This window comes from Halorarum halophilum, from assembly GCF_013401515.1.
Classification (GTDB): domain Archaea; phylum Halobacteriota; class Halobacteria; order Halobacteriales; family Haloferacaceae; genus Halorarum; species Halorarum halophilum.
Window position 1 is genome coordinate 3,228,458 of record NZ_CP058529.1, and the last position, 21,052, is coordinate 3,249,509.

A 21,052-nucleotide genomic window follows, 5' to 3' on the forward strand; every position below is an offset into this window, starting at 1 on the left:
TGACCGTAGTTTATATGCACCCCTCCACCAACATGGTAGACGGACACATATGGCAGATGTAGTCGAACAATCCAGCGATCCACCCATCGAGCCGTCTGGGGGCGGGTCAACTGGGCTCCGAGCTCGATTCAGGCGGTATCGCGAACTCGACCTGACAGAGGAAGAACTGGCGACGGTACTCTTGTTTCCCGTCGTCATGTTTCTCCTGACCGTCTCGTTCTACCCCATCGTCGATACGGTATGGGGAAGTTTGCATACGGGGTATGTCCTCGAACACGAGACGAAACAGTTCGTCGGCCTACAGAACTACGAACAGATACTCAACAGCGGACGATTCTGGAACGCACTCACGGTGAGCCTCATCTACACCTTCGTCAGCGTCCCGATCGAACTCGTCATCGGCATCGGCATGGCGCTGTTGCTCAACCGTGCGTTCAAGGGCAAGTACTTCATTCAGGCCGCGATCCTGTTTCCCTGGGCGCTACCGACAGTGATCAACGCCCGGATCTGGGCTTGGATGTTCCACGGCGAGTACGGTGTTATCAATGACATGCTCGTCAAGATCGGCATCCTTGAATCCCCCTACCCGTTCCTTGCAGTCCCCGACGCTGCGCTCGCCTCGATGTTGTTCGTTACTATCTGGAAGACGAGTTCGTTCATGGCACTCATCATGCTGGCCGGACTCTCCGGGATTCCGAGCCATCTCTACGAGGCGGCGCGTATGGACGGCGCATCGAAATGGCGCCAGTTCCGGGACATCACACTGCCGTTGCTGAAGCCGACCATCCTCGTCGCGCTCATCTTCCGAACGCTCCCCGCATTCCAAGCGTTCGGCCTGCCGTACGGGCTGACTGGTGGCGGCCCGGCAGAGGCGACGACGACACTCGTCTTGTACGACCATAAGCTGACATTCAACTCGCTGGCCTTCGGGCGCGGCTCCGCCGCCGCGACGATCATCACGCTCATTGCGCTCCTCATCGCGTTAATCTACGTGGGAACGCTGTATGAACCGGAGGTGAGCTAACGTGAGCACTAAGTCACGCAGCTTCGAGATCGAGTCCTTCCAGTTTGTCGGTAAGAAGGTCGGCTTCTACGGGTCGCTCCTGATCCTGGTACTCGTCTCAATGTTTCCCGTCATCTGGATCTTCCTCACGTCGATCAAGCAACCCGGGAGCATCGTCCAGTTTCCAGTTCAGTACTTGCCGCAGAATCCAACGCTGGAGAACTACCGTGTGGCTCTCGGAAACGCGCCGTTCTTCCGATACTTGATAAATAGCGCTATCGTCGCTGGTGGCACTGCAATATTGGACGTCTTCCTTGGTGCTATCGCCGGATACGCGCTCTCACGTCTGCGCTTCCGATTCAAGCTCCACGTCCTCCTGCTCATCCTGGGCACGGCGATGTTGCCATTCATCTCGCGGCTCATCCCATTATTCTCGCTGGCGCGCTCGTGGGGACTGCTCAATAACTACCTCGGGCTCATCATCCCCTACGCGGCCTTCCAGCTCCCCTTCGCCGTCTGGATCTTCCAGGCGTACTTCAAGGAGTTGCCCGATTCGCTGGAGGAGGCGGGACTGATGGACGGCCTCTCGCGCATCGGTGTTCTCTTCCGAATCATCCTCCCTGTCTCGGCGCCGGCGATGGCGACGACCGCTATTATCGTCTTCATCTATGCATGGAACGAGTTCCTGTTCGCACTGACGTTCATGAGCCAGGACAGCATGCGAACTATCACGGTCGGTATCGCTCTGTACGGCGGCCAATTCGAAACACCGTGGGGGACTATTTCGGCAGCAGTCTTCACGTCAATCATCCCCCTGATGTTGTTCATGCTGTTCTTCCAGCGTAAGGTCGTCGAGGGACTCACCGCGGGTACCGGCAAGGCCTGAGCAGGGTCGGCGCAGCTTTTCTCATCGCTCGTCTCCTCACAGAGCGCCTTTTCACCGACCGATTTCCTTTGAGCTGCCGCGTCATTCTCTTGGGCACACGCTTTAGATTCAGAAGTTCGGCACCAAAACGGGTATTTCGACTCCGTGTTCACTCAACACCGTTGACGATGTGGGGGGAGGTTCTCCCCTAGGAGCCCCGCGGCGATGGTGCGCTGTCGATTCACGTTCGCTTCCTCCAAGTACAAGGCGACGTGAGGTGTCGCGACGACCTATTCGTAGTCGCGGAACAGGTGGTCGAATGTAGTGGGTCGTCGGGAAGAACGGTAAGGCCAACCAGCGATCTTGCCTGCGTTGAGTGCGTCGAGGAGTACGTCCCCGTCGACGAGAGAGCCTCGGGCAACGTTGACGAGGGATGAGAAAGTCAGACGATCAGTTCGGACCCATCGGTGAGGTACTGCTCACATAGATCGCGATTCAGTTCGACACCAAGACCCGGTCCCTCGGGAACGTTAATGTACCCCTCCTCGAGGATGGGACCGCTCTCGCCGGTGCGGGCGACCATGTCGTTCCACCACGGGACGTCACGGGAGTGCCACTCCATCGCGATGAAGTTCGGGATGGCCGCCGAAACATGGGCGCCGGCAACAGTGCCGAGCGGACTGGAAATGTTGTGTGAGGCGATAGGAATGCCGTAGAGGTCACAGACTGTGGCGATGTCGACGTACTCACCGAGGCCCCCGCACTTGTTCACATCGGGCGCTGCAATGTCCATCATTCCCATCCTTGCGGTCTTGTTGAACTGGTCGACCGTGACGAGGTTCTCGCCAGTCAAGATGGGGATGTCGACCGACTCAGTGACGCGCTTCTGTGCGTCCCACTTCTCCGGGGGTACTGGGTCTTCCAACCACGCAAGGTCGAACTGTTCGAGTTTTTTGCCGAGGCGGATGGCCGTCTCCACGGTGAAGTTCCAATGGAGGTCCATCCCGAGGTCGATGTCGTAGCCGATTTCATCGCGGACAGCTTCGACAAGTGATACTTTGTGCTCGAGCGCTTCGTTGTCCATTCGCCGGTTTGCATCGTCGTATCCAGCGTGTGTAGGCACGTCCAGATCGAATTTGAGTGCGTCGAAGCCCTCGTCGACGACTGCCCGGGCCTCTTGTGCGTAGGACTCGGGCGTGTAGACGTCCTTGGGATTGTGAGCTGTGGCCTCGCCGAGCGACTCCCCCGCATGTGTATCACAGTAGATTTTGATTTCGTCCCGGTACTTCCCGCCGAGGAGTTCGTAGACGGGAACATCCAACAATTTCCCTTTGATGTCGTAACAGGCGGTCTCGATAGCAGTGAACGCGGCCTGGCCTATGCGGCCGGTTCCGGTATAACGTTGTTCGAGGAGTTCCCGCATGCGGTGGGTGTCGAGCGGGTTTTCGCCCTCGAGGTCGATCCCCATCCGTCCAGCCATATCGAGGGCTGCCTCGGCTCGAAAGGTCTCGCCAAGGCCGTAGACGCCAGCGTCGGTCTCGACCTTGACAATACCCCATGTGAAGTTCCCTGCGATGGCCATCGTTTTGATGTCGGTTATCTCAATGTCTCGTTCCGAGGGCCGGTGTGTCTCTGTTCGTGCGAGATCACGCCATGGGACACCGCCTCCCTGTGCAACTCGATAATCAGGCTCGTCATCCTGTACCATTACCGTATGAGTGCTAGAACGCCCGGTTAAAGATTGTGGTGGAGAAGCGGACGTCCCCCTCCGCAGCTGATTCAGTACCGGCAGTGAGCGTTCCTTCATTCTCACTCACACACCCGCGTCAGCGTGGTCTAGCAGTCACTCCTTCCCATAAGCTGCAAAGAGAGGCGACCATCGCGTGGTGAAAATCACCGCGTATCACACAGAACCACCGCCGGACAGAGGTTTTATCACATCAGGTTCCAACATTTGGTACGGAATCGCATAGAGACTATGGGACGACTTGAACTCAACAAACTGACGAAGGTGTTTGACAGTGGTGACGAGCGGATTGTCGCCGTCGACTCGCTCGACATAACGGTGGACGATGGCGATTTTTTGGTGCTCGTTGGGCCATCCGGATGCGGGAAGTCAACGACGCTGCGATGCATCGCGGGCCTGGAGATCGCAAGTAGCGGTCAGGTCCTGCTTGACGGGAACGACATCACGGACAAGAAGCCCCCGCAGCGCGAGATGGCGATGGTCTTCCAGAACTATGCGCTGTACCCCCATATGACCGTCCGGAAGAACATCGGCTACGGGCTGAAGATTACAACCGACCTCCCGAAGGACGAGATCAACCAGCGGGTCGAAGAGACTGCCAGAATGCTTGAGATTGAGGAGCTCCTCGACAAGAAGCCGAAGGCGCTCTCCGGTGGCCAGCAGCAACGTGTTGCACTGGGTCGCGCGATTATCCGCGAGCCCAAGGTCTTCCTCATGGACGAGCCGCTGTCGAACCTGGACGCTAAACTGCGCACCCAGATGCGTACCGAGATCCAGCAACTCCAGCAGGATATGGGCATCACGACGATCTACGTGACTCACGACCAGACGGAAGCGATGACGATGGGCGACCACATCGCCGTCCTCAACGGTGGTGAGCTCCAGCAACTCGGCACGCCACTCGAGTGTTACCACCAGCCAACCAACCAGTTTGTTGCTGGTTTTATTGGCTCTCCGTCGATGAACTTCCTAACTGTTACCCGGCGCGGCAACATCCTCGAACACGAACAGTTCAGCTACCACCTCGGCCAGGAAACTGTCGACTTCGTCGCCGACGCTAGCACCGAGCTGACCCTCGGCATCCGCCCAGAACATATCGACATCGTCGATGCAGACACACCGAACGCGATCCCTGTCGACGTCAATGTCGTCGAACCGATGGGGGAACTCAGCTACGTCTACATCACCATCGGAGACCAGACGTACACGATGAGCGTCGAAGGCGAACGTCTCGTTAAGGCCGGTGACCACCTCCACGTCGTCTTTCCCGAACGAAAGATCCACCTGTTCGACGCCGCGTCCGGCGCGGCGCTCAAAAACAGCGAGCCAACTGATGCCGTAGAAATGTCACAGGAGATTTGACGTAACGATCACTTCGCTCAACCCAGCGACCAGGTCAGGCAGCCAGCTACATAATGCCCGAGGGGCGGTCGACGACTCGCTCTCTTTGTAACGATGGTGGTTCGCTCTTTTGAGTTCGACCGTTCGGCCATTGCAAACACATTTGTAGAACCGGCCCAATGCCAACGATATGCCAGCGGACAACCCCGCAGGGGATGTCGGACGACGCGTAAAGGCGGTCCAGACGACCTGCCGAATTCTCGACGAACTCCGAAATCTGGATGGTGCCGGGGTGTCGGAACTTGCGGATCAGCTAGACCTGGCGAAAGCGACCGTCCACAGCCACCTCGCGACGCTTTGCGACAACGAGTTCGTCGTCAAGCGCGGCGACCGGTACGAGATCAGTCTCAGATTCGTCGATTTCGGAGAGTACGCAAAAAACGACGTCGACATCTACGACCTCACGTGCACCGAAGTCGACCGACTCGCCGAGGAGACCGGAGAAATCGCCCAGTTCATGGTCGAAGAGCACGGCAAAGGGGTCTATCTCCACAAGGCGCAAGGCGAGAAGGCCATACAAACGGCCTCATATACAGGCAATCGGAAAAACCTCCACTGTACGGCGCTTGGCAAGGCTATCCTCTCACAGCTCCCGGAGGATCGCGTTGAGGAGATTCTGGAGACGCACGGATTACCCCAGCAGACAGCACAGACAATCACTGATTCCGATGAACTCTTCGATGAACTCGAGCAAATCCGTGACCAGAACGTTGCCTTCGACGACGAAGAAGTGCTTCATGGCCTCCGCTGTGTCGCTGCACCGATCGAACATCCGACCGGCAAACTACAGGGCGCCATAAGCGTCTCCGGCCCAACGAGTCGTTTCAAAGGAGAGCGCTTCACGGAAGAGATCCCTGAGATTATCCGCGGCGCAGTCAACGTCATCGAAATCAACGCGACTCACCTCTGACGCTCTGTTTGCAATGGGCAAACACCAGCGCCGGTCCTAAACAGGAGAAATCGGCCGTTCTGACCCTTTAACGCGGTGCATACCGTCTCTCCTAAATCACTCATTCGTTCGCAGTAAGCGAATCAAGAACGCTCTAGGGAGTATATCGTCTCCACCTGTTTTGTCCCGGATGCTCGCAGTGCGATCGTCTTCACACTCGCCATATCGATTGATTCTGTACGAGACTGCCTGTTACATTGATTCTGTGTTCCGTCATTAGATTTGCTCACTGCGAACGCCGCTTGGAGAGAGTTGGTCAGAGCAGTTCGTCGGTACACCATCGGTGACCATGCTGATGAACAACACCGAGAGGACCGTCTCGTGATATGGCTACATCGAATTCTGGTGAACTATCCTACATACTGGAGGCATACACCTTCCATAGGGATTACAGTCCTACTATTGTAATCGGGGTCAAAGCGACTCTTCGAAATGGTAATTGCGTCAGTTCCCCCCACTCACAAGCCTGTGTCTATTATCGACCGGGGAGGGTGTGTCTCTCCAACCCTCGAATAACTAGAAGGAATACACAGAGAATAAAAACTCATCATCCTTCGCTCTAGGGACGCGGGATTCGCGATCACCGAAAGCGTTCTAGCCTATGTCGAGCCCGCATGGCCAGGATAGGAAATCTGGCGGTTACGTGGTTCAGGTCCCAGTAGTTGAGCAGGGGAAACGAATCTCTGTAGACGGAACGTATCTCTTGGTAGCGTCGATTCCGCCGAGTAGGTCCGACGACCCGACTAGGATCGGTGTCAGGGAAATTTAGGTTGGTATCGCGGTATACGAAGTGATATTCGTATCACCAAATAGGCGTTCAACTTGTTCACGGACGTTGTAGTGTAAGAAAAACTTGTGACTCGGCTTTTTGACTATAGTTGTTGAGTGAGATTGGTTCACCATCTACGATAGCACTCAGAAGACAAATAGTCCGATCATGGCTGAGAACAATTCGAACCTCCCCATCCTCGCCGAGGTGGTGGCTTATCCCATCACTTATCAGACTGGCTATTGGTTTCTCCCATTCTCTAGATCGCCTTAAATTCTCCATTTCAGGTTATCTTCCGCAGCTTACATCGTATTCTCTCCATGAGATTTCACGACCTCTGTCAGTACAATATTGTCGACAATGTTCCGTTTCCAGTCGATAACGCCTCAAGGATTCTGCCTGACTTCAGTGATGTAAACTCCTATTTCAATTTCCGATTATGGAACTTGCATCTCGATTCGATTGGTATCGGAGATGATGTGTAAGATGATCAGTCGGAATACAATGAGTTCCGACATATCCTGTGTGGGTGAGGTTAGCCAACCGTTCGACGGTAAGCACCCACCCGACCTACTTGTCGCCGAGCGAATCGCATGTCTAGGTATAGAATAAAAATCGAGTGACCGCTCACTAGAATACATGACTCCAGCTCCACAAGAACGCAATCTCCGTAGTCCGCGGACCGTTCTCTAACGGATAACCTCGCGCTGGCTGGGGAAGGGTTTTGTCTGCACCCGGAGAGGATGGAATATGCTCGGCAATCGCAGGGCACTCCTCGTTGTCCTCGTTCTCATCGTGATGCTGAGTGGGTGTGCAGCCAGTCCTGGCGGACCGGCTGTCCCCTCCGTCGACGAGTCCACCGATACAAGTCCCACGTCTTCGATCGCTCCAACCGACTCTCCTACGCAGAATCAGACGACAACTGCACAGACTCCAAATGGAACGCTCGAGGTCCACTTCATCAACGTCGGGCAGGGTGCCAGCACACTCATCGTCACGCCAACTGGGGAGACGATGCTGATCGATACGGGCGACTGGCGCGATGAAGGCGAACACGTCATCGACTATCTCGACGCCCAGGGGATCGATAGAATCGACCACCTCGTAACGACGCACGCGGACGCCGACCACATAGGTGGCCACGCAGCGGTGATCGAGTACTACGAGACGGAGAAAGACGGAATCGGCGCAGTGTACGACCCCGGTCTCTCCGCCAGTTCGGCGACGTACGAGCGCTACCTCGACGCCATCGAAGAACACGACGTCCAGCTGTACGAGACGCGTGCAGGTGACACGCTTCCGCTCGACGGTGCAGAAGTATCCGTCCTCGGGCCGCCAGAGCCGTATCTCGCCAACGAGGATCGCAATGAGAACAGTATCGTCCTCCTCGTACGCCACGGCGAGACGGGCTTCCTCTTCCAAGGCGATGCCGAAGCCGAACAGGAGGAGTACCTCGTCGACAGATACGGCGACCAGCTCAACGTAACCGTCCTGCAGGCAGGTCATCACGGGAGCCGGTCGAGCACTGACGAGGAGCTCCTCGATGTAACAGAGCCACAGGTAGCAGTCATCTCCAGCGCGTACGACTCTCAGTATGACCACCCGCACACCGAGACACTCCAGCGGCTCGCTGACCGCTCGATCCCGACCTACTGGACGGCAACCCATGGTACGACTGCATTCCGATCGAATGGCTCGGCCGTCGAGGTCTGGACCCAGCAGTCTGCGCCAACGACTGCGACAGCAATCCGCGACGGATCGCCGGTCGAGCCAGGGAGTGATGTCTCACTCGAACTGCGGATGACGCTCGGAGCAGCGATCGCCGACGGTGGTACGGACACACCTGAATCGTCGAGCACCGAGACCGAAACTGCGGACGATGAGGGGCCTGCGCTCTCGCTGGTCGAGATCCACGCGGATGCGGAGGGTACCGAGAACGAGAACCTGAACGACGAGTACCTCGTCTTCGAGAATACTGGTGAGGACGCGCTCGACCTGTCTGGGTGGCAGGTCGCGGACAGTGCGGACCACACGTACACCGTCCCTGATGGGTTCACACTGGCGCCTGGTGAGCGTGTAACACTTCATACGGGGAGCGGGACGGACATAGCAACAGACCTCTACTGGGGTTCTGGAAGCGCGATCTGGAACAACGGTGGCGACACGGTCACCGTCACGGATTCCAGCGATGCGGTCGTACTACAGGAGGAGTACTCATGAGCGAGACAGAGGAGACTGCGGTGTTAGACCGCTTCGAAGAAACCGAAGACGGGGAGGAGGTCGCCGTCCTCCTAATCGAGTCAGACGGAGAGGTAGTCGACGAGGCGGTCGTGGCACGTTCGAGGCTTCCCGAGGATGGCCGCCAGCAGGACGCGGTGTTCACCGTTCGCTTCGTGGACGGTGACCCCGTTGAGTTCAGCTATGAGTCCGAGGAGACCGAGAATCGCCAGGAGTCCGCGTCAGATCGGTTCGATCGGCTCTCGAAACGACTCTCAGATGAAGACGAATCAGAATCGCCTGAGTGATCGTGCGCCTTGTTGCCTAGGTTGTTTGACGGTCCACTCACAGGTATCAACCTGATACTAGTTCGAGATAGTTCTCTCCGTCGTTCAACTGCTGGAATGGCTTAACGCTGCGCGATTAATCTTCCACAACTATTCGGGATTTACTACCACTATTGAAGGTAGTATGAGATACAGATATGTTGGGTGCAGTCGGTGTCAATCCACCGTTTACCACTAGAGTACTGGAGGACGGCCCCAGTCAGTAATGACGTAGATCTGAACCGCACCACGCCTATTGAAATCGTGATACAGCCCGATAATCACGATCCAAACTGAATGCAGCGTGTGATGCCACCGCGAGATCGGAAGGAAGCGGAACGGCGTTGAACAGAAATCCATCTAGTTCTATCATCTCTCACTTTAGCATTGGTAGATAATATTACCAATCCATACTTGTATCAGATATCTCTCCGAAGCTCGGCTACAACGCAACGATACCTATCCGGATTGTCTCGGACTCAATCGATGGCGTCGACAATGTCTGGAAGTCTACCCTGTTAGAGGATAAGGGGTGGCGAATTGTCGGGAGATGCTGCACCACCGAAGGGTGACCCCGCAATCCAATGTGCTCTCTGCTGTATCGACGACAATTACGTGGGGAACGAACGGACATCGCGTTACGACGATGAAGTCGAACATCAGAGAGCCCAACGCCGATCGCGAACCCCTCCCACGTTGAGCGCATCTCTACGCCGACTCGGATTATCGATTATCCGTTCCGCTCACTTAGCCACGTGTTCAGCGGCGCAAACTGGCTCGTATCGTATAGGGGGGCAACGCCGAATGGCGCATCGACAGTCGTGTTCAGGTCGACCGTGCCACCGTCGATATCGAGTGTCGCAAAGCCATCGGAATGGTGGCGATACAGATCGCCGTGAACGGCCAAGACTGTCTCCTGTATCTTCTTTGGAAATGAGTGCAGTCCTCTGAAGTAGTGGTGACCGTTTCGCTCGACGTGGTCAGCACCGATCGTCGCCGTCACGGCGAAGTCTTGTAGTAACTCGACCGGACCGACCGTCGTCAAGTCCTCGGCGCAGATTACGTACTGACGTTCCGCATCAGTCTGATTTCGGTGGGCGATCAAGCACGCGTTGATGATGCCCTTGAAGACTCCCTTGCAGTTTTTGTGGCTCGTCCCGGCGTAGCCGTACTCGAGCGCGGTACCCGTGCTGTCGATTCGGCCATCCGACTCGTCGATGATGATCGGCGGTGCATCGTCCCACCCGAGGAACAACTCCCGAGTTTCGGGGGTGAACGCCTCGTCTCGTGGGAGTGGTTGTTCGACATATTCGAGACGATCGAAGATGGCCCGAAGCGCTGGTTCCGACATGTGGTCACTCCATTGATGTTTGAAGTCTTCCGCGGAGTCGTACCCCTCGTTTGCGTCGACGGTGCAGAGGTAGTCGTCGACGTCCAGGTTTGCGAGCACCTCACCTATCCGAGCGAGCCGATCCCTATCGGTTTCAGGGTCCGCGGAGAGCTTGATCTTGAAATGGTTCACCCCATCTTCGCGCACGTACTCAGCGAGCGTCAGCGGTAGTCCATCGTCGGGTCGACTATCTACGAGTTCCGGGTTCGTGAGCGGATCGTCGAGGCCCACGGTGTGCCTGACCGCAGTAGCACGTCGCGGTCTTTCCGGTAACAACTCCTTGGGTTTGAACGGGGCCAACTCGTCGTACACCGAGCCCAGGTCGATCCCAAGCAGGTTCTCCCGGACTGCGCTCGCGAAAGTCGTGTTCGTTTCGCGGCAGACAGCGTCGATCACTGCCTGTTCAACGAGACTCACGCCGTACGACCAGAGTAAGGGCGGAAACGAGGTGTCGGATGCCCACTCGCGTTGGGCTTCGTAGAGCGAGCGCCAGAACGCAAACGCGGTCGGTTCCGGGTCGAGGTTCCGAGCGATGTCCGCCGCCGATTGGAACACAGCGACCATGTTTTGGATCCCTTCGTCAAGGCTCATCTCGGGATCCTTGTAGAACCAGCCTGGAATCAACCCACCCGTCGCTATGCCTTCCTGGGTCGCCCCGTCGACGTCAGTCTCCACCCGGAGGAACAACTTCGGGATTTCGGTCACTTCGACATTCCCGAAGTGAAACGGCATCCTGGTCTCAAGGTCGATTACGTGAAACGTCGTGGTCGAAACCGAGATCGTCATAGGCGGCCCAACAATCGCGACGACCATATTCCTTCCTCCGCCGACAGGTCACACTGAGGATACTGCTGCTTGCGAGCCACCCCTACCGGGGGATTCTGAGCCTCACCATGGCCCGCGTCAGTTTACTCCCCGACGACAGGGTTCGTGAGCGTCCCGATCCCTTCGATTTCGGCCTCGCAGGTTTGACCCGGTTCAAGCAGGTCGACGGGCTCGCGGAAGATTCCGACACCACCTGGTGTTCCGGTCGAAATCACATCTCCAGGCTGGAGCGTCATGTTCGCGCTAATGTACGACACCAGTTCTGGGACGTCGAAAATGAACTGTCTCGTGTTGGATGACTGTTTCGTCTCCCCGTCGACGTGTAACGCGACATCGACGGCGTTTGGGTCGAAGTCGTCTCCTGCCACGAGCGTGGGGCCCATCGGGGAGAAGGTGTCGTAGCTCTTCCCCCTGAAGAACTGGCCGTCGGAGAACTGCGCGTCCCGGCCGCTCACATCGTTGAGAATCGTGTACCCGGCGACGTATTCTGAAACTTCGTTCTCGTCGAGGTTCTTTGCGGTGCGGCCGATGACGACTGCAAGTTCGACTTCGTAGTCCACCTGTTCACCGTCTGGATGGACGATCGGGCTGTTCGGATTTGTGACTGTCGTCGGTGCCTTGGCGAATAGAAGAGGTTCGTCAGGGATTTCTTCGTCCTGTTCTTCTGCATGGTCCCGGTAATTGAGCCCGGCGCAGACGATTTTCGGCGGGCGGGGAACCGGCGCCAGCAGGCGTACCTCATCGGGGTCGACCTGTGAGACGGCTTCGTCTTGAACGAGGTCGAGTACCTGATCGAGATACCGTTGATTGGTGAGGTCCTGATAGGACGGTTCACCCGCTGGGAGATCGGCGAGGGCGTGGATGCCTGCCTCGGTTTTGATGCCCCATGTGGGTCCAGCACCACCGTTGTATCGAACGAATTGCATCGGGTGTGAGAGATGGGGCCGCCACCTTAAATATTGAGATGGATGCGTTACCACCGATGATCAGCTCTGACGCGTGCTCTCAGCGATTGCTGTCGTGCGGAGACTGCAGTAGGGGCATATTTTTCACTGAATCAACCCAGCGATACGGTATGGATGCAAACTCGGCAAGGAGCTCACTTGCTGTACCGGAAGAGTCGATCCGCAAGGCATGTGGCGATACTCCGCTTCCCGAACTCGGACTCATCGAACAAGTTTGGGAGACCGACCCGATTGCGCGCGAAGCCATCGGGGAGCGGGCAGCGGATGCCTTTGGATCACTCCCCCTTGATGACGTCCCAGAGGGCGGTGAGATAGCACTCGGCGTCGGGAGCCGTGGGATCGCGAATCTCAGCCGGATCGTCGCCGGCGTTGTTGCGGAGGCCCAGGACCTCGGATACGAACCGTTCGTGTTCCCAGCGATGGGCAGTCACGGCGGGGCCACGGGGGAGGGGCAGCGCGAGATGCTGGCCGAACTCGGCGTGACCGAGTCGGCCATCGGCTGCGAGATTCGGTCGAGCATGGAGGTCACCGAGGTCGGTCGGACCGCCGACCGGGACGTGCCGGTCGTCGCCGACGCGAACGCGGTCGCGGCCGACGCGATCGTGCCGATCAACCGAGTCAAACCGCACACCGACTTCGATGGCACGGTCGAGAGCGGCCTTTCGAAGATGCTCGTCATCGGGATGGGCAAACAGCGCGGGGCGAAGATCGCCCATGACTGGGCCGTCGACTGGTCGCTCCGAAACATGATCCCCGAAATCACCGAACAGCTACTCGCGGAACTTCCCGTCGTTGGTGGGGTCGCGATTCTCGAAGACCAGCGGGACGACACCACACTCATTGAAGGGGTGCCACCGGAGGGCTTTCTCGACCGCGAGGCGGAACTCCTCGAGACCGCGTACGATATCATGCCGACGCTCCCGTTCTCGGAACTCGATGTACTAGTGCTCGACCGGCAGGGGAAGGACATCAGCGGCCAGGGGATGGACACGAACGTCATCGGTCGCCGCCCGTTTGCGATCCAGGAACCTGAGCCGGACCTTCCTGATATCAAACGGATCTATACACGGGGACTCACCGGGACGACACACGGCAACGCCATGGGGATGGGCTCGGCCGACTTCGTCCATGCGAACCTCCTCGAAGAGATCGAGATGCCGACGACGCTCATCAACGCCCTGACGGCGAGTACGACCAGGGGCGTCCGGCTCCCGCCGGCCGTCGAGACCGACCGCGCCGGCCTCGTCGCAGCAATGTCGACAATTGGAATCGTCGACCCGACGACGGTCCGCGTCCTCCGCGCTGCCGACACGATGCACCTCCACCGGCTCTACGCGTCGACCGCGCTCGTCGAGGAAGCGCGGGACCGCGACGACCTCCGCGTACTCGAGGAACCCTCGCCCATTAGGTTCGAAGCGGGTGACTTCGCGACCCCGTCCCCTCACGAGACGGGACATGATGATTGATCACCGCAAAACTGAGCGCGTCGAAAACGGAGTCGATACTCCGACGGACCGAGACGGTACCCGAGCCACACCCGTAGCTGGTGTGAAGGTAATCCGTCAGATCGTGAGTTCGTCGAGTGCGACACGACACTGCTCGTCCGAGGACTGGTAGCTCGCTTCGGTAAGCTGGACGCCCCTAGCGCCCGCAGCGAAATCCCAGGGGAACGGCTCGTCCGCGACGACGTGGCGAATGAACTGCTCCCACTGGATTTTGAACGCGTTCTCGAACTCCTGGTTGTTCGGCACCCCTTCCCAGTCGTCGTAGAAATCGTGTTCGTTCGGTGTGTCGGGGTTCCACTCCGGCTTTGGGGTATTGGAGTGGTGTTGGGTCTTACAATCACGAAGTCCAGCGACGGCACTCCCGTTTGTCCCGTCGACCTTGATTTCGAGGAGGTCATCGCGATTGACCCGCACAGTCCACGAGGAGTTGAGCTGTGCCACGATATCGTCCTCGAGTTCCATGATGGCGTAGGCCGCGTCGTCGGCCGTCGCTTCGTACTCCTCGCCGTTCTCATCGACGCGTCGGGGGATATGAGTCTTCTCCAGACAGCGAACCGACTCCACGCGGCCAAAGAGGTTCTCGATGACGTAGCTCCAGTGGGAGAACATGTCGTCGATGATTCCGCCACCGTCCTCCGCGCGGTAGTTCCAAGATGGGCGCTGTGCAGGTTGGACGTCCCCAGTAAACACCCAGTACCCGAACTCGACGCGCACCGAGAGGATCTCGCCGAAGTAGTCCTGGTCGATCAGCCGCTGGAGCTTCATCAGCCCGGGCAGCCACAGTTTGTCTTGGACAATACCATGTTTGACATCACTTTGCTTCGCCTTCCGGGCAACTTCGAGGGCAGTATCGAAATCTCCCGCCAGGGGTTTTTCACAGTACACGTCCTTCCCGGCCTCGATCGCTTTCAGGAGTGCGTTCGGACGGCGTGGGGTGACCTGCGAGTCGAAGTAAATCTCGTCGTCCCCGTCGAGAACTGTCTCTAGGTCGGGGTCGGCGATCCAGCGCTCGACACCGTGTTCCTCGCTCAAGGCCTTGAGTTTGCGCTCGTTCCGGCCGACCAACACCGGATTCGGGATCACCCGCTCTCCAGTGGGGAGTTCGACCCCGCCCTCGTCTCGGAGGGCCAGAATAGATCGGATGAGGTGTTGATTCGTTCCCATCCGGCCGGTCACGCCATTCATGATGATACCAATCTCTTGCATGGGGCTAGTGCGTCGTCGAAACTCCAATTCGGCACTACAATAACGTTTTGGTCACCCCTTGGGTACTACCCACAAGAACGGTGGAGTGATTGACTCCCATCTTCCCAGTCCATCGACTTCTTCGGCGATCACGATTCACCTCTCATTCGGGCGAATTGCTATAATGACTCGACTGGATCCGCAGTTACAGAGGTATGGGGCGAGCAAGGAGTTTGATGCAATTTTGGCTGTTACCTCTATACTCATATAACTCCTCACGGCAGTCGGATGTATGGGTGTGAACATCGGTTATGTCGGTATCGACCATCACCACCGTGACCCGTACTTCGCTGTTGCGAGCGGCCTGGACGTCACAATCACCGCGGTGTGTGAGCCCGGCCGACAAGTGGACGTTGAGAACGTCGCTGCCATGGACGAACGACCAGACGAAGTCACCACCGAGGGACAGAACGTCGCCGATCTCGTGGCGGGTGCGTCGGTCTACGAGGACCCGCACCGCCTCGTCGCCGATGGGGACATCGACGTCGTCTGGATTACGTATCGTAGCGACGAGACGCCGTCGATCATCGAAAGTGCCGTCGAGAACAGCGTCCACGTCATCAGTGAGAAACCGATAGCACGGACCGCAGCCGACCTCGAAACGATTGCGCAGCGGGCGAACGAGGCAGGCGTCACCGTCTCGCCGACGATGTACTATCGAAAGAACCCCGTTGCGATGGAACTCCGTGACCGAGTCCGCGATGGCTTCTTCGGCGACGTGTGGACCGTTGAGGGGCGGTTCAACGCAAGCCAGCTCTCCTACCGGAACACCGACCACTACATCTACGACGAGGCGACCAGTCGCGGCGGCGCCCTCCAGTGGATCGGGCCGCACTGGGTCGACATGATGCCGTGGGTCCTCGATGATCCGATTGCCCAGGTGAACGCTGAGTTCCACGAGGCGGCGGATACCGACGTTGATGCGGGGGCCGTACTTCAGTTCAAGACCGAAGGTGGAACGCTCGGCACGTATCATACGGGGTATTACCTGAGCGACCGCGGCAAGGACACGCATCTCGGCCTCTACGGAACCGACGCCCAAGCTCTGACGCCGCTCCACCACGACTCCCTCCAGCACGAGCCGACGGTTCCGCTCGAACTCACGTCGGAGAAACCGGACTGGTCGGCAGCGCCAACGCGGACCACCGAGTTCGAGTTCTCCTACGACCGCTTCCCGGCCTGGGGTGACTTCGTCCAGGACTACTTCGAGGCGTACTTCGAGGGCTACGAGACGGGGGACGTGCCCGCGACGGTCGACGACGCGGTCCAGTTGCTCAGAGTCCTCGACGCGGCCTACGAGTCCGGCGACCGTGGCGAGTGGGTCGAAGTCTCGGACTAGCAACGCCGCACGCTCGGAGTCCTGCACTCTGGTTTTCCTTACGCGCGTTCCAGGTTTGTAGGTCGACAATTCATGCACCCTCGCTTCCGCTCCATCGGTTCTGACACCATCCTCGAGCAGTGATTTCGTCTCGTCGCTAGACGTTCGACTATCCTGAACTTTATATGATTAGCTGCGCTGCTTCCCCTATGGACAACAAAGACGGACCGAAGACACTGCAGACGACGGCGACGTCGATAGAGATTCTCAATCTGCTTGAAGCAGTCGATGGTGCGAGGGTCTCCGAGATCGCCGATCAGATGGAGACCCCAAAGAGCACTGTTCACGGTCACCTCGCGACGCTTAAGGAGAAAAAGTTCGTAATTCAGCGAGGTGATTTCTACTATCTCGGCCCCGAACTCCTGCGCTTGGGCAATCAGGTCCGGACCCGGCAGGAGGGATTCGTCCTAGCACGCGAGTTCACGGAGCGACTGTTCGAAGAAGTCGAACTTCGATCCATCTTTGCAGTAGAGATGGGTGGAAAAGCAGTTTTCATTCATACTGCGTCGGGAAGCAAAATGGGATGGATGCATGAACAGTTAGGAAACCGCCTGTACCTCCACAACACTGCTGTTGGGAAGGCGATACTCGCTGAGTATCCCAAATCGAGAGTCGAACAGATCCTCGATGAATGGGGGATGCCGGCGGAAACTGAGAACACTATCACTGACCGAGCGGCCTTATTCGACGAACTCGCTGAAGTCCGCGACCAGGGGTACGCCGTCAATCGCGCAGAGAACATCAAAGAACTACATGGAATTGGTGTCGCCGCGACCAGACAATCGGGAGAAGTGATTGGTGGATTCAGCGTCACCGGTCCGGAGCACTCGTTTACCGGCTCGAACAGGGAGGGACAACTTGCGGACAGGGTGACGGAGATAATCAACGAGTACGAACTTGAACTAGCACTCGCGTGAGAACAGCACGTGGGAATTCGTGGTTTCACATATGGGAACTTTATAACAGGCTGGCTCGAAATGACAAGCCTAGGCTTGTAATATTGTGCGTGTCATTCACGTACATAAACGGGTCTCGCCCTCGGCCCCATTCGAGAGTACCGAACTATAAATAGCACTTATTGTAGCGGCCTGTTAGCGCCAACAAAACGATCGCACTGACGAGTCGATGGTAAGAACTGTCACTCTCCGTATACCACAATTTTTATAAGGGGAACGCAAACCCAACTCCCGATGCCCGACCGAGAATCGAGTTCGGCGGAAGAACAGATAGTTGACGACCTTGATGGCCTGCTTCCGGGAAGCATTGATCGGCGGAAATTCCTCCACGGCTCGCTAAGCTCCCTTGGTGCTGTAATGTTCGCCGGCTGCATGGGCGGCGGCGGTGGAAACGGGGGCGGCAACGGGGGCGGCAATGGCGGCGGTAATGGCAACGCTGAGGTTTTCACGACACCGTGGAAGCAAGAACCCTCGTGGGGTCACGCACACGTTGCAGAAGGTCGTGGGTACTGGGAGGACGCCGGCGTTCCCAACATCGACGCGACGCGGGGCAACGGGTCGGACACTGAGGCCCAGAACATCGGTGTTGGCAACAAGCAGATGGGAATCAGTTCCATGCCGACGGCGCTGAGCGTCTATCCAGAAACCGAGGACACCGAGGCACTGGACATGTCGATCGTAGGGCTGGCTCGGGGGCGACCGCTTCTGTCGCTCATCTGGCGCAAGGACCAGATGAAAAACAGGGAGGACATCGCCGGGAAATCTATCCTCGCGGCATCCGGGTTCGCGGCGGCAACCTCGGACGTCTACCCCAATCTAGTTGGCGTTGACCCAAGCGAAGTGGATATGCAGGAGGGGACGGAGGAGGTCGCTGCCCCCAAACTAGCCAACAATGAAGTCCAGGCCATCTGGGGGTCCATCGACCTGCTTCCCGCCTACCAAGAGGAAGTGGACGCCGAACTCGGTGTAACCCCGCTGACGGCCTTCGGTGCGTTCCCTGGCTTCCCAATTTGGGTCAACAACAGCTGGTACGAGAACAAGGAGAACAACGTAGAGTTCATGTCGAAGGTCCTGACCGGGTACTTCAAGGCCCTAAAGTGGGGGCTGCTGAACCAGGGCGAGTATCTCGACTACCTCAAAAACGAGGTTAACCCCAACCTCCAGACCTGGACCGACGAGGAACTCCAAGGCCAGCACGCGGTGAACTGCGCCCAAGCGATCACGCTGGACATGAAGGACGAGGGGCTCGGCTACTTCACCGAGGACGGCGTATCGTTCGTTCTCGAGAACGCCGGGTCAGCCCTGGTCGACAACCCCGACGCACTCCCGTCCGCGAGCGAGCTTGTCGACAGGCGCGCGTACGAACAATCGGAGAAAGTGACGTTTACCGAGGATGAGTGGAACCAGCTATCCGAAACCGCCGGCGAAGTGTGGAATCTCTTTGAGGAGGCCGAATCTGGGAACTGACACCCCACCAGTGGTCCCCTTGCAGAGTAGATGATCGGGCCCGAACCACTCTCGGTCACCGATGGGCCATCGCACCGTAGCAAGCCGACAGCCGTTGTGGAGACGGATCAGATTATTTGAACGAGACAATTCCTCAGCAAGGCCTCGGTTCTACCGAAACTCCTGGTAAACGAAGCAAGTGTCTCGGGGCTTGACCATGGTGTAGTTCACGACAGATGGACGATCACTCACCGGACACGTGATCAGACCGGGGCATGCTCTCCTCGTACGACACGTGATTCCAATTTCAGCCGGTCGGTTTTGGCAGAATCAGTTATCCTTATGGGGTGTGGCATACGACGTGCGTGTGTGAATGAGTAACGAGTTAGCACCGGAGTCCCAGGCGGGCGACACGACGTCTGCGGAGAACACGATCTCATTTAGCGGTGTTGACAAGGTGTACGGTGCCGACGAGGCGGCTGAGGAGTCAGTGACGGCACTCAAAGACATCGACCTGGATATCTCACGTGGTGAATTCGTATCCGTGGTCGGCCCCTCGGGCTGTGGGAAGACGACGTTATTGCATCTTGCCGCGGGCCTCTTGGAAGCCACGGATGGGGCCGTCAAAATCAACGGCGTCGACGTGCAGAGTCCCGATCACGAGCGAAAGGAAGTAGGGCTCGTGTTCCAGCATCCGGTCGCCCTGGAATGGCGGACCGTGCTGAAGAACATCATGCTCCCGATTCAGATCCTGAGAGAGAACGGGGCGATAGAGGGGGACATGTCCGAGTATCGGGAGCGCGCCGAGGAACTCATCTCCCTCGTGGGGCTCGAAGGGTTCGGTGACTCGTATCCAAACGAGCTGTCCGGCGGGATGCAACAGCGAGTCACGATCAGCCAGGCGCTGATTTACAATCCCTCTGTCCTGCTGATGGACGAACCGTTCGGGTCGCTGGACGCGATGACGAAGGACGAACTCAACCTCGAACTGCTACGAATCTGGCGCGAGACAGAGAAGACGGTCCTGTTCATCACGCACGACCTAGACGAGGCCGTGTTCCTCTCGGATCGGGTTATCGTTCTCTCCCCCCGACCGGGCCAGGTCGCCGACGTCATCGACATCGACCTCGACCGTCCGCGAACTGATGACACGAGGGGATCGGAACGCTTCGTTGAACTGTCGGCCAAACTCCATCAGCACTTCAAGAGTCTACGATGATCGGAAGTGCCGTTCGCAAAATAGGCGACGGGATGCCGGAGGCCGGTCGGTTTACGGTCGAAGACTCCCGGCGAACCCGCTGGACGCTGTCCGCCATTGGCATGCTCCTCGTGCTTGGGCTCTGGGAGCTGACCACGACCGTCCTCGAACTCAATCCGAAGTACTTCCCGGGCCCGACCGAGGTGCTGAACGAACTCGTGCGAATCTGGCCTGCGATCACGAGTGCGCTGCCAAACACGCTCTCGGCGGCCATCACAGGGTATCTCATCGCACTCGCGCTGTCCATCGCTATCGCGATTCCGCTCGCCGCCAACGAACGGGTCCTGAACGCCCTGATGCCGTTTATCATCGGGACGAACACCGTCCCGCGTATTGCGATGACTCCGCTTGTCATCTACTGGGTTAGCTTCGTCACGGTCTCCGGTCTCTATCTCGCGAACTACGTTATGGCGGTCTGGGTGGCGTTCTTCCCAATGTTGATCGCTGCACTCGATGGATTCAGAAGCACCGACGAGGCGACGGAGAACATGCTCCAACTGTACGGCGCAACGACGTGGCAGGAGTTCAAGTACGTCCGCTTCAAGCAAGGGCTCCCGTTCATCTTCGACGGAATGAAGATTGGATTCGTGCTGGCGATGATCGGTGCAGTCGTCGGCGAATTCGTCAGCGGGACATTTGGCATTGGGTCACAGGCGGCCTCCGCGATTGGTCGCACGAGTGTCTCACGGGCGTTCGCCATCGTCCTCGTACTGGGATTCATCAGCACTGGCGTCGTGCTCATCATCTACATGATCGAGAGCCGCTTCCTCTTCTGGCGCGAATCGTCGATCATGGGGGAGGGCTAAC

At 57.8% G+C, this 21,052-nt stretch carries 17 protein-coding genes; 12 read left to right on the forward strand and 5 right to left on the reverse strand.

Annotated features, from left to right (window positions below):
* The first annotated feature begins 49 nt into the window (after nt 1-49).
* Both HUG10_RS16080 and HUG10_RS16085 read left to right on the forward strand, forming a co-directional pair.
* Nucleotides 50-1,024 carry a carbohydrate ABC transporter permease gene (locus tag HUG10_RS16080; protein ID WP_179170536.1) on the forward strand — a complete coding sequence of 325 codons (975 nt, stop codon included), beginning with the start codon at nt 50-52 and terminating at the stop codon, nt 1,022-1,024.
* Between the two features lies 1 nt (nt 1,025).
* Nucleotides 1,026-1,889: a carbohydrate ABC transporter permease gene (locus HUG10_RS16085; RefSeq protein WP_179170537.1), complete on the forward strand. Its 864-nt coding sequence runs from the start codon at nt 1,026-1,028 to the stop codon at nt 1,887-1,889.
* Nucleotides 1,890-2,158: 269 nt separating this feature from the next.
* On the opposite strand, the gene HUG10_RS22045 is transcribed toward HUG10_RS16085, so the two are convergent.
* Nucleotides 2,159-2,314 carry an NAD(P)-dependent oxidoreductase gene (locus HUG10_RS22045; protein ID WP_218780710.1) on the reverse strand — a complete coding sequence of 52 codons (156 nt, stop codon included), beginning with the start codon at nt 2,312-2,314 and terminating at the stop codon, nt 2,159-2,161.
* Nucleotides 2,311-3,576 carry a mandelate racemase/muconate lactonizing enzyme family protein gene (locus tag HUG10_RS16095; RefSeq protein ID WP_179170538.1) on the reverse strand — a complete coding sequence of 422 codons (1,266 nt, stop codon included), beginning with the start codon at nt 3,574-3,576 and terminating at the stop codon, nt 2,311-2,313. Before HUG10_RS16095 ends, HUG10_RS22045 begins: the two co-directional genes overlap by 4 nt.
* 270 nt (nt 3,577-3,846) lie before the next feature.
* Here HUG10_RS16095 and HUG10_RS16100 point away from each other — a divergent pair, with 270 nt between their 5' ends.
* From HUG10_RS16100 to HUG10_RS16115, 4 genes are all read left to right on the forward strand, one after another.
* Nucleotides 3,847-4,977, forward strand: coding sequence for an ABC transporter ATP-binding protein (locus HUG10_RS16100; protein WP_179170539.1), 1,131 nt, complete (start codon nt 3,847-3,849; stop codon nt 4,975-4,977).
* Nucleotides 4,978-5,146: 169 nt separating this feature from the next.
* On the forward strand, nt 5,147-5,926 hold the full coding sequence (locus HUG10_RS16105; RefSeq protein ID WP_179170540.1) for an IclR family transcriptional regulator: 780 nt from the start codon (nt 5,147-5,149) through the stop codon (nt 5,924-5,926).
* A 1,558-nt stretch (nt 5,927-7,484) separates the two neighbouring features.
* Nucleotides 7,485-8,954, forward strand: a complete 1,470-nt coding sequence (locus tag HUG10_RS16110; RefSeq protein ID WP_179170541.1) for a lamin tail domain-containing protein — start codon at nt 7,485-7,487, stop codon at nt 8,952-8,954.
* A complete protein-coding gene (locus tag HUG10_RS16115) occupies nt 8,951-9,259 on the forward strand; it encodes a DUF3006 domain-containing protein (RefSeq protein WP_179170542.1) in 309 nt (102 codons plus the stop codon). Before HUG10_RS16110 ends, HUG10_RS16115 begins: the two co-directional genes overlap by 4 nt.
* A 748-nt stretch (nt 9,260-10,007) precedes the next feature.
* Here the strand turns inward: HUG10_RS16115 and HUG10_RS16120 are convergent.
* Complete coding sequence (locus tag HUG10_RS16120) at nt 10,008-11,480, reverse strand: enolase-like domain-containing protein (RefSeq protein ID WP_218780612.1); 1,473 nt, start codon at nt 11,478-11,480, stop codon at nt 10,008-10,010.
* A 95-nt stretch (nt 11,481-11,575) separates the two neighbouring features.
* On the reverse strand, nt 11,576-12,418 hold the full coding sequence (locus HUG10_RS16125) for a fumarylacetoacetate hydrolase family protein (RefSeq protein ID WP_179170543.1): 843 nt from the start codon (nt 12,416-12,418) through the stop codon (nt 11,576-11,578).
* Between the two features lie 149 nt (nt 12,419-12,567).
* Here HUG10_RS16125 and HUG10_RS16130 point away from each other — a divergent pair, with 149 nt between their 5' ends.
* The gene (locus HUG10_RS16130; protein WP_179171119.1) at nt 12,568-13,923 is read left to right on the forward strand and encodes a DUF362 domain-containing protein; all 1,356 of its coding nucleotides are present in this window, start codon (nt 12,568-12,570) and stop codon (nt 13,921-13,923) included.
* Between the two features lie 96 nt (nt 13,924-14,019).
* Here HUG10_RS16130 and HUG10_RS16135 read toward each other — a convergent pair whose 3' ends face one another.
* Nucleotides 14,020-15,168, reverse strand: a complete 1,149-nt coding sequence (locus HUG10_RS16135) for a Gfo/Idh/MocA family protein (RefSeq protein ID WP_179170544.1) — start codon at nt 15,166-15,168, stop codon at nt 14,020-14,022.
* 271 nt (nt 15,169-15,439) lie between these two features.
* On the opposite strand from HUG10_RS16135, the gene HUG10_RS16140 reads away from it, so the two are divergent.
* From HUG10_RS16140 to HUG10_RS16160, 5 genes are all read left to right on the forward strand, one after another.
* On the forward strand, nt 15,440-16,546 hold the full coding sequence (locus HUG10_RS16140) for a Gfo/Idh/MocA family protein (RefSeq protein ID WP_179170545.1): 1,107 nt from the start codon (nt 15,440-15,442) through the stop codon (nt 16,544-16,546).
* 188 nt (nt 16,547-16,734) lie between these two features.
* A complete protein-coding gene (locus HUG10_RS16145; protein WP_179170546.1) occupies nt 16,735-17,502 on the forward strand; it encodes an IclR family transcriptional regulator in 768 nt (255 codons plus the stop codon).
* Nucleotides 17,503-17,775: 273 nt separating this feature from the next.
* A complete protein-coding gene (locus HUG10_RS16150) occupies nt 17,776-19,008 on the forward strand; it encodes an ABC transporter substrate-binding protein (protein WP_179170547.1) in 1,233 nt (410 codons plus the stop codon).
* 352 nt (nt 19,009-19,360) lie between these two features.
* Complete coding sequence (locus HUG10_RS16155) at nt 19,361-20,206, forward strand: ABC transporter ATP-binding protein (RefSeq protein ID WP_179170548.1); 846 nt, start codon at nt 19,361-19,363, stop codon at nt 20,204-20,206.
* Nucleotides 20,203-21,051, forward strand: coding sequence for an ABC transporter permease (locus HUG10_RS16160; RefSeq protein ID WP_179170549.1), 849 nt, complete (start codon nt 20,203-20,205; stop codon nt 21,049-21,051). The genes HUG10_RS16155 and HUG10_RS16160 overlap by 4 nt, the downstream gene beginning before the upstream one ends.
* The last annotated feature ends 1 nt before the right edge of the window (nt 21,052 follow it).

What these genes read in the sequence shown, in the direction of transcription:
- HUG10_RS16080 (WP_179170536.1), top strand. Translation starts at nt 50, where the DNA reads ATGGCAGATGTAGTCGAACAATCCAGCGATCCACCCATCGAGCCGTCT.
- HUG10_RS16095 (WP_179170538.1), bottom strand. Translation starts at nt 3,576, where the DNA reads ATGGTACAGGATGACGAGCCTGATTATCGAGTTGCACAGGGAGGCGGT.
- HUG10_RS16100 (WP_179170539.1), top strand. Translation starts at nt 3,847, where the DNA reads ATGGGACGACTTGAACTCAACAAACTGACGAAGGTGTTTGACAGTGGT.
- HUG10_RS16105 (WP_179170540.1), top strand. Translation starts at nt 5,147, where the DNA reads ATGCCAGCGGACAACCCCGCAGGGGATGTCGGACGACGCGTAAAGGCG.
- HUG10_RS16110 (WP_179170541.1), top strand. Translation starts at nt 7,485, where the DNA reads ATGCTCGGCAATCGCAGGGCACTCCTCGTTGTCCTCGTTCTCATCGTG.
- HUG10_RS16115 (WP_179170542.1), top strand. Translation starts at nt 8,951, where the DNA reads ATGAGCGAGACAGAGGAGACTGCGGTGTTAGACCGCTTCGAAGAAACC.
- HUG10_RS16120 (WP_218780612.1), bottom strand. Translation starts at nt 11,480, where the DNA reads ATGGTCGTCGCGATTGTTGGGCCGCCTATGACGATCTCGGTTTCGACC.
- HUG10_RS16125 (WP_179170543.1), bottom strand. Translation starts at nt 12,418, where the DNA reads ATGCAATTCGTTCGATACAACGGTGGTGCTGGACCCACATGGGGCATC.
- HUG10_RS16130 (WP_179171119.1), top strand. Translation starts at nt 12,568, where the DNA reads ATGGATGCAAACTCGGCAAGGAGCTCACTTGCTGTACCGGAAGAGTCG.
- HUG10_RS16135 (WP_179170544.1), bottom strand. Translation starts at nt 15,168, where the DNA reads ATGCAAGAGATTGGTATCATCATGAATGGCGTGACCGGCCGGATGGGA.
- HUG10_RS16140 (WP_179170545.1), top strand. Translation starts at nt 15,440, where the DNA reads ATGGGTGTGAACATCGGTTATGTCGGTATCGACCATCACCACCGTGAC.
- HUG10_RS16145 (WP_179170546.1), top strand. Translation starts at nt 16,735, where the DNA reads ATGGACAACAAAGACGGACCGAAGACACTGCAGACGACGGCGACGTCG.
- HUG10_RS16150 (WP_179170547.1), top strand. Translation starts at nt 17,776, where the DNA reads ATGCCCGACCGAGAATCGAGTTCGGCGGAAGAACAGATAGTTGACGAC.
- HUG10_RS16155 (WP_179170548.1), top strand. Translation starts at nt 19,361, where the DNA reads ATGAGTAACGAGTTAGCACCGGAGTCCCAGGCGGGCGACACGACGTCT.
- HUG10_RS16160 (WP_179170549.1), top strand. Translation starts at nt 20,203, where the DNA reads ATGATCGGAAGTGCCGTTCGCAAAATAGGCGACGGGATGCCGGAGGCC.